General features: G+C 70.5%; 3 protein-coding genes. All 3 read right to left on the bottom strand.

The window, feature by feature from the left end; genetic code table 11:
- The coding region (gene lanL / locus AB0958_RS18495; protein WP_366891489.1) for a class IV lanthionine synthetase LanL at positions 1-1,646 on the bottom strand (1,646 nt) is incomplete at its 3' end.
- Between the two features lie 237 nt (positions 1,647-1,883).
- Complete coding sequence (locus tag AB0958_RS18490) at positions 1,884-3,506, bottom strand: fused response regulator/phosphatase (RefSeq protein ID WP_366891488.1); 1,623 nt, start codon at positions 3,504-3,506, stop codon at positions 1,884-1,886.
- A 73-nt stretch (positions 3,507-3,579) separates the two neighbouring features.
- The gene (pulA, locus tag AB0958_RS18485) at positions 3,580-8,952 is read right to left on the bottom strand and encodes a pullulanase-type alpha-1,6-glucosidase (protein ID WP_366891487.1); all 5,373 of its coding nucleotides are present in this window, start codon (positions 8,950-8,952) and stop codon (positions 3,580-3,582) included.
- Positions 8,953-9,151: the final 199 nt, after the last annotated feature.

Raw genomic sequence — 9,151 nt, 5'->3', positions numbered from 1 at the left:
CGGCCCGCTCCGGCGGCGGAGCACGCCGGTCCGACCGAGGACTCCGGCCCGGCCGCGAAGCCCGCTCCGGCGGCGGAGCACGCCGGTCCGACCGAGGACTCCGGCCCGGCCGCGAAGCCCGCTCCGGCGGCGGAGCACGCCGGTCCGACCGAGGAGTCCGGTGCGGCCGCGGGGTGCGCCGACCGTCCCGGTTCCGGCCTGTCGAGGGCCGCGCGTGCCCTGGCGGGGTCCCAGCGCTCACCGGGGTCGTCGCGCATCAGCCCGAGGATCGTCTCCGGCACGCCGTCCGGCAGGTGAAGCGTTTCGTCACAGGTCGTCAGCCACTCGGCGAACCGCTGCTCGGCGGGCCTGGTGTCCGGTTCCTCCGGCAGCAGGTTCGGTACCTTCCCGGCGAGCACGAAGCAGACGGTGGCGCCGAGGCTGTAGTAGTCGGCCGTCGGGGAGACGGGAGCGCCCACCAGGCGCTCGGGGGCGCTGAAGCCGGGCGTCCCCACGGTGGTGGGGAGCGGGGCGTCGTCCTTCAGGACGGCGAGCTCCAGGTCGATGAGGCGCAGTTCCCCGTCGGGGCGGACCATGACGTTGCCGGGGGTGAAGTCCCTGAGCACGCAGCCGTGGGCGTGGGCCGCGGCGACCAGCTCCACCAGCCGCCCGGCCTGGGCGAGCGCGTCCGTGCGGTAGCGTGCGCCGCCGACGTCACGGAAGCGCTCGGCGACCCAGGTGCGCAGCGGCACGCCCGGCACTTCCTCCTGCGCGAGGAAGAGGTGCCCGCCCGTCTCGAACATCGCGAGCGGCTCCGGCGCCAGTCCGGTGCCCTTGAGCTTCTCCAGCGTCCTGGCCTCGGCGCGCAGCCAGTCACGGACGTCGGAGCCGGACGCGTCGCCCTCGACGTGCGGCCGGGCCTCCTTGATCACCACGGGTGCGCCGGTGGTGACGTCGGTGCCCCGGTAGACGCCGCCCTTGTTGGTGTGCCGGATCGCTTCCCGTACCGAGAACCGGCCGCCGAGCAGCACCGGCCGCCTGCCCGTCCTCCGCTGCTGCGGCGGCAGCGGTACGGAGGCGGGGAACGGGCTGGCCGCCCACGGGGGTGGGGAGTACTGTCCGGTGCGCCTGTCCTCCACGGGATTGCCGTCGGGGTCCTCGATGAACCACACCAGCAGGCCATGGTCCGAGAGCCGCCGCCGGCCGACGAAGGCGCCGTAGCGGTAGTGCACCAGGCTGTTCGGGGCGTAGGGCTGGTCGGACAGGATCCGGGGGCCGGCCAGTCCGGCGGTGGCCCTGTGGAGTTCGAGCGCTATTCGGGCGGCGTCGCCGTCGGAGGGCGGGTAGACGGTGATGAACTTTCCCGAGTTTCCCCGCGGGGTGGCTCGGGAGTTGAGGGCGCTCACCTGCTTCAGCGACCGGACGAATTTGAATGTCGCCTCTTCGTGCAGCAGCACGGCCAGGGATTTGACGAGAACGTCCGGGGCGGAGGCGGCCGTGGCGGAGACGTGGAGTTTCCAGCCCTGCCGGGGGAGTATGCCGGTCCGGTGGGTGAGGCGGCACCACATCTCGTCCGTGTCGGTCGTCCAGCGCGCGCCCGTCCCAGTGGCCTGTAATGCCCGGCCGAGCAGACTTTCGAGGTCGACTTCGGTTGCGTGGCTCGTCATGCGTGTCCCTCCCGACGGTGAGAACCGCTGAGGGGAATATGCCTTCAGTAAGAAGAAATGCACAATACGCGGTCGACGGAACTCACTCGATTCAGCGAGCGCACGGTGTTATGACGGCCATGTCCGGCGCAATCCGGCGCAATAGAGGCGCACGCCGAATTGAACGCGAGTAAATTGAGCACGAGTTACCAGCGTACTATTTCCTCTTGCCCTTCATCGCATCCGCCGTGAAAGGCCTCAGCCGGCGAGGCGCAGCGCGAGCAGGGCGACGTCGTCCTCGCGGTCGTGGCCGAAGCTGGTGAGGAGGGTGTCGCACAGGGCGTCCAGGCCGGGCAGCGCGCCGCAGGCTGCGGCCCTGAGCTGTTCCATCGAGACCGCGATGTCGACGCCACGGGTCTCGATCAGCCCGTCGGTGACCATGAGGAGCCGGTCGGCGGGGGCGAGCACCAGTTCGGTCGGCGGCGGGTGCGGCAGGCCCACCCCGAGCAGCGGACCGGCCGCCTTGACGTATTCGGCGCTGCCGTCGTCGCCGAGTATCAGCGGCGGGATGTGCCCGGCGTTGGCGACGCGGGTGCGCCCGGTCCCCGGGTCGATCAGGGCCAGGCAGACGGTGGCCGTGACGTCGGCGTGGTAGTGCTGGAGCAGTCGGTCGAGCCGTTCGGCGAGTGCGGCCGGGTCGCTCTCCGCGAGGCAGTAGGCGCGCAGCGCGTGCCGGAGTTCGACCATGACGGTGGCCGCTTCCAGGGAGTGCCCCACCACGTCCCCGACCGCGGTGAGCACCTGGTCGCCGACCCGCAGGGCCGCGTAGAAGTCGCCGCCGATCTCCGTCTCCCGGGACGCGGGCTCGTACCGCACCGCTATGTCGACGCCGGGCAGTTCGGGCAGCTGGTGCGGGCGGGGCAGGAAGCTGTGCTGGAGGGTGAGCGCGACATGCCGCTCCACCTGGTACATGAGCAGCGGCTCCGCGACCAGCGCGGTGGCCTGGGCCAGCTGGGCGAGCAGCGCCTCGTTCTCGGGGCTGATCCGGCGCTGCCCGCGGGTGGGCGTGGCCAGGCACACCGGCACCTTGCCGTCCTGGGTGAGCAGCAGCGTCAGCCGGGCGTCGTGCTGCACCCCGGGCCGGAAGAACCCGGCGGGCCACTGCGGCGCCGGCACGGTGGTGATCCGGACCCCGGACTGGCCCCGGGTGAGCCGCTTCAGCAGCTCGGCCACGTCCCGGTGGGCGCTCTCGTCCGGCAGCGCGAGGGAGGTGCGCTCCCGGTACAGGCCGCGGTACAGCTTCTCGTTCTGGTCGAGGAAGAAGACGGCGGCGGGGCAGCCGAGGAGCCGGGCGGCGCCGTCCGCGGCGGCGTCGGCCAGTTCCTGGAGCGAGCGGGCCGACTGGATGGTGACGATCGACTCCGAGAGCTGCCGGAGCCGTCGTACCAGCGCCTGGTCGTCGGCGCGCAGCCGAGCGGCGCGCACCACGGTCCGGACCGCGGCGTCGATGACCGCCGGTTCGGCGGGCACCGTCAGGTACGCCTCGGTGCCCGTGTCCAGTCCCGGGCAGCGGTCCGCCGGGGCGACGCCGAGGGCGGAGAAGTGCACGACGGGCAGCGCGGCCATGTGCGGCCGTTCCTTGAGCCGGCGGCACAGTTCGACACCGCTCATGTCCGACAGGTGCACGTCCACGAGGACCACGTCGGGCAGGGTGCCCTTGCGCAGCCGTACGTCGAGCTCGCCGAGCGCCTCCCGGCCGCTCGCGACCGCGACGACCTCGTGACCGGCCCGGCGCAGCACGGTGCCGATGGCGTACCGGCTCGCGGACGCGTCGTCCACGACCAGCACGGTCGTGTCTGTCAGCCTGCCGTCGACGTCCATGTTCCCAGTCCCTGGAATGCACCGGTGGGGCAGTGCCCGGTGCCGGGCCTGCCCCACCAACGTAACGCCACTCTCACATGGTCCGGGAGAACACCGCCACCGTCCGTCCCGGAACGGAGAAGGTACCCGTCTTCCGCGCGTAGGAAGCGTTCTTGACGACAAAATCCGCGCCGGACGCCTGCACCGGGTGCAGCCGGTAACCGGTACCGGCCAGCGCCGCCACCCGCTGCTCCTGCTGCCCCGGCGTCGCGTTGAACACGACGACCAGGTCACCGAGTTCCATGGTGATCACCCCGGGGGTCTCGTCCTTGCCCGACAGCGGGAAGGAGAGCTTCGACTGCACCTGGTCGACGGTGTCCAGGGAGAACACGCTCTCGGTCGTACGGATCCTCAGCAGATCGCGGTACGCGGCCGAGGTACCCCGGATCTGACCGCAGCCGACCCGCACGGAAGTCAGCAGAGGCTTCGCGTACGGCCACTTGGACTCGTTGTCGGCGGCCGGCGGCAGTCCGCGCCCGAAGCCGTTGCCGTCGGCGCAGTTCCAGTGGATGGCGTTGAACCAGTCGCCGCTGTCGAAGGAGTTGCGGTCCAGGGACTTGGAGCGCAGCAGGTCCGTGCCCGCCTGGGAGAGCGAGGGGCCCTGGGAGAGGGTGGCCGTGGCCATCGCCAGCACCTGCATCCGGGCCCGGTCGGACGCGGAGGTGTCCTTCGGCAGCTTGTACGTGAGCGCGTCGAACAGCGACTCGTTGTCGTGCGCGTCGACATAGGCGAGGGCGTCGCCCGGCGCGTCCGCGTAACCGGCGGGCGAGCCGTTGTAGTCGACCTCGGCGCCGGTGACCTGCTTGCCGTCGTCGTCGGTGAACCGGTACTTCGCGAGGTTGCCGGTCAGACCGACCTTGATCAGGTCCTGGTAGTGCAGCAGCCGCGCCTTCTGCTCGGCCTCGGTGCCGTTCGCGGTCGAGGAGTTGGGGTCGGTGTACAGCCCGGAGGCGAAGCCCTGGACGCCGGGGTCGCCGTCGAAGGGGCTGCCGCCGCGGACGGCGTCGCGGGCGCGGTCGGAGAAGGTGGCGATGCCGGTGCCGGCCATGTTCTTCTGGGTGGCCTGCACGAACCGGGCGTCGTCGGCGACCTCGCCGAAGTTCCAGCCCTCCCCGTAGAGGATGATCTTCTTGCCGTCGACGCCGTCCTTCTTCGGGGTCAGCGCGTCGAGCGCCTTGCGGACCGCCAGGATGTTGGCCTTCGGGTGGTGGCCCATCAGGTCGAACCGGAAGCCGTCGACCTTGTACTCCTTGGCCCAGGTGACGATCGAGTCCACCACCAGTTTGCCCATCATGGCGTTCTCGGGCGCGGTGTTGGAGCAGCAGGTGCTGGTGGCGACGCTGCCGTCGGCGAGCAGCCGCTGGTAGTAGCCGGGCACGATCCGGTCGAGGACGGAGGTGTCCGCCTGGCCGGCGGCCGCCGTGTGGTTGTAGACGACGTCCATGACGACCCGCAGCCCGTCCTGGTTGAGGGACTTCACCATCCGGCGGAACTGCACGGTGCGCGCGGTGCCGTCCGGGTCGGTGGCGTACGACCCCTCGGGGACGGTGAAGTGGTACGGGTCGTAACCCCAGTTGTAGGCGTCGGTGGCGGCGGTCTTCGCCACGCACGCCTGCTGCTGGTCGGAGTCGGCCGGGTAGGAGGCGAGGTCGCAGCCCGGGGTGGCCTGGTCGGCCTTCTTCTCGGGGACGGTGGCGAAGTCGAAGACCGGGAGCAGGTGGACGTACGACGTGCCGGACCTGGCGAGGGCCCTGAGGTGCTTGGCGCCGTCGCTGCCCTGGTCGGTGAAGGCCAGGTAGGTGCCCCGGTGCGCGGCCGGGACCGTGGCGTCCGCCACCGAGAAGTCCCGCACGTGCAGTTCCTGGATCTGCGCGTCCCTCAGGGGTACGGCCTTCGGCTTGGGGTACGTCGACCAGCCGCCCGGCGCGAGGGACCGGTCGTCCAGGTCGACGACGAGGCTGCGCCCGGAGTCCGCGGTGAGGGCGACCGAGTAGGGGTCGGTGACCTTGTTGGTCACGATCTTCCGGACGCCGGGCGCCCAGACCCGCACGACGTACCGGTAGGGCTTGTTCTTCCAGGACGCGGGTCCGGTGACGGACCAGACGCCGGTGGCCGGGTCGCGGTGCATCGTCTTCAGCGAGCCGTCGAGTTCGAGGGCGACGCTCTGCGCGGTCGGCGCCCACACCGAGAGGGTCGGCTTCCCGTGGTGGAAGACCGGGCCGAGGGCCGCCCTGCTCGCCGACGCGTACACGTCGTCCAGGACACCGGCGATCTGCACACCGGTCGCGGCCAGCACCGCACCGTTCGCGGCCCGCTGGGAGGCGACGAGCTGCCCGCTGAGCGACGCGCGCACCCGGGTGCGGTCGCGCGGGTCGACCGACCAGGCCGTGTAGTCCTTCAGGTACGGGAACTTCGCCTTCTGGGCGTCGGTGAGGGTGGTCCTCGTCAGCCGCAGCCAGCGCTCGTCGTCGCTGGTGAGCGTCCCGTCCTTGACGGCGATCGAACCGTCGTGGGAGTACAGGAGCTGGGTCGAGGCGGCACCGTCGACGCCGTTCCAGGCGACCGTGTCCCGGTCGATCCATACCGCCTTGGACGTGGTCAGGTCGAGCGCGGCCGCGCTGCCGGCGGGCTGCGGGAGCAGGTGCTTCTCCTGGCCGTTCAACAGCCACACCTCGTAGCCGTCGGACCTGAGGTCGAGGGACTGGTCGGCGGGCAGGTCCTTCTCGTCGCCGTGGTGGATGATGTAGCTGAGACCGGTGGCACCGTTGGTGAGCGGTACCTCGAAGACCGCGCCATAGGCGTCAGTCTTCACCGGCTTCAGCGGGTTCGACCAGTCGGTGGGGTTCGCCGCGCCGGTCCAGACGTGCAGGCCCCAGCCGTCGTAGTTCCCGTCGGCGCGGTGGTAGTGGATGACGGCCTTGGTGCTGTCCTGAGGGGGGTAGTCGGCGGTCGGCTTCTCGGTGAGCACGTCCGTCCTCCCCTGCTCGATCCAGACCTCGCCGGTCTTGGTGACGTCGATGGACCGGTCGGCGGAGACGTCCTTGTCGCCGTCCTTGTCGACGACGAGGAAGCCGACGTTCGAGGCGCCGGGCTTCAGCTTGACGTAGGCGAAGGCGCCGTAGGCGTCCCGGCCGGTGAAGGGGTGCCCCGCGGGCCAGGTGGTGGCCTCGCCGTCGGCGAGGTCGCCCCAGGCGTACAGGCCCCAGTCGGCGTAGTCGCCGTCGGTGCGCCTGTAGTGGACGATCGCGTAGTCGCGGGAGGAGGCGGTGGGGGGCCCGGCGACGGGCGGGGTGCCGGAGGTGCTCTCGGCGAGCGCGCCGCTCGTGTGCCCGGCCGAGTCCACGACGACCGCCTTGTAGCGCAGCGGGGTCCCGGCCGGGACGTCCGCGGCGAGGGTCTGGGTGACCTTGTAGGGGGCGTGGTCGGCGGAGCCGAGGACCGTCCACTTCCCGGTGCCGACCTGGGCGGCGAAGACGACCCGGTCGAGCTGCCCGCCGGTGACGTCCGCGGTGAGCTCGACGGTGCCGGTGGCGCCGGCGGCCGGGGCGGTGAGGGTCAGGGTGGGGGCGGTGGCGGGCTCGGCGAGGGCGCCGGTGGCCTTGTACACGACGGCGGACTCGGCGGGGACGGTGACGGTGACGCCCTTGTCCTGGCCGGAGGTGAGGGTGCCGTGCGTGCCGTAGAGCGCGCGGTAGCGCATGCCGGCGGAGTCGGTGGTGAAAGTCGCGGTCTTCGCCGTGCCGGCGTTGTTGAAGGCGACGACGTACTCCTGGCCGGTCTTCGCGTCCGTCCGGGTGAACGCGTAGACACCGGCGCCGTCGGCCGCGTAGCGCTCGGTCTGCACGCCGTCGGCGAGGGCCGGGTTCTCCTTGCGGAGCTTCCCGAGAGCGCTGATCTGCTGGTAGAGCGGTGCCCTGGTGTCGTAGGAGTCACTGGCGGCGGTGCGGTCGGTGCCGATCTCGTCGTCGTCCAGGTAGTCGGCGACCTTGGAGGCGAACATCGTCTGCCGGGCGTCCTTGTCGCCGCCCGAGCCGGTGAAGCCCTGTTCGTCGCCGTAGTAGACGACCGGGTTGCCGCGGCTGAGGAACATCACCTCGTTGGCGAGCCTGTCCTTGGCGAGCAGGTCGGCGTCCGAGGCCTTGGGGTTGTCCTGCTCGAGGAAGTGCCCGATGCGGCCCATGTCGTGGTTGCCGAGGAAGGTGACCTGCTCGTAGGCGTTGGCCTTGTCGGTCGTGTACTTGTAGTCGTCGCCGAAGACGCCCGCCAGCTTCTGGGCGCTGCCACCCTGGGAGGCGTAGGAGCGGGCCGCGTCCTGGAAGGGGAAGTCGAGGGTGGCGTCCAGGCGCCCCTGGGTGACGTACGGAGACGTGACGGACGTGTCCGCGGAGTAGGTCTCGCCGAACATGAAGAAGTTCTTACGGCCGTGGGCCGCCGCGTACGTGTCGAGCGCGGTCGCCCACTGGGTCCAGAACTCCATGTCGACGTTCTTCACGGTGTCGATCCGGAAGCCGTCGATGGCGAAGTCCTTCACCCACCGCTCGTAGATCTTCTCCATGCCGCGCACGACCTCGGGCCGTTCGGTCCACAGGTCGTCCAGGCCGGAGAAGTCGCCGTAGGTCGCGGACTCGCCGGCGAACGTGGAGTCGCCCCGGTTGTGGTACATCGTGGGGTCGTTGAGCCACGACGGCACCTTCTCCCGGCCGGTGACGACCGGGGTGCGCGGGAAGGAGGCGGTGGAGACGGCCGGGAACTCCTTCTTCCCGTCGGCGTAGTCGGCGTCGTCGAAGGGCCGCCCGTCCTCGGTCAGGTAGGGGAAGGCGCCCTTGGAGAGGTAGTCGTAGGACTTCTCCCGGTAGTCGACGACGTCGGCGGTGTGGTTGGTGATGACGTCGAAGAAGACCTTCATCCCCTTGGCGTGCGCCTTGGAGATCAGGGTCGCCAGGTCCTTGTTGGTCCCGAAGTGGGGGTCGACCTGGGTGAAGTCGGTGATCCAGTAACCGTGGTAGCCGGCGGAGGCGTTGCTGCCGGTGCCCTGCACGGGTTTGTTCTTGAAGATCGGCGCCATCCAGATGGCCGTGGTGCCGAGCCCCTTGATGTAGTCGAGGCGCTCGGTCAGGCCCTTGAGGTCGCCGCCCTGGTAGAAGCCCTTGTCGGTGGGGTCGTAGCCGGTGGAGAGCCGGGAGCCGGTCAGTCCGCCTCTGTCGTTGCTCCTGTCCCCGTTGGCGAAACGGTCCGGCATGACGAAGTAGAACTGCTCGCGGGTGTCGTCGTGCCGGGCGGGCTCGGCGGCGAGCCTCGCGTCGGAGGGCGGCGCGGGCGGGGCGGCGGCGTGTGCGGCGACCGGCTGCACCAGCGCGGCGGCGAGGGCGGCGACGGCGACGGCCGCGACCCGTCTGACATGTATCACCGGCATGAACTCCTAGCGATAGCAACTCTCTTGGGTCCGACCCCGCGCGACCGTATCGCTAACGAAAGGTTTACAGCAAGAGGCTTGAAACTCACAGCAAGAACTTTCACGAGGCGTATTGACGCGGTGTCTCAACTGCCTCACTCTCACGGGTTGTTGAAACCTGTCCCAGCTGTCCTGGAACCTTTCGGAGCCGCAC

Origin of the sequence: Streptomyces sp. NPDC006655 (assembly GCF_040703965.1) — a bacterium.
Classification (GTDB): Bacteria; Actinomycetota; Actinomycetes; order Streptomycetales; family Streptomycetaceae; genus Streptomyces.
Note: the sequence above shows the minus strand (reverse complement) of the source record. Positions and strands in the feature narration are given on the sequence as shown.

What these genes read in the sequence shown, in the direction of transcription:
- AB0958_RS18490 (WP_366891488.1), bottom strand. Translation starts at nt 3,506, where the DNA reads ATGGACGTCGACGGCAGGCTGACAGACACGACCGTGCTGGTCGTGGAC.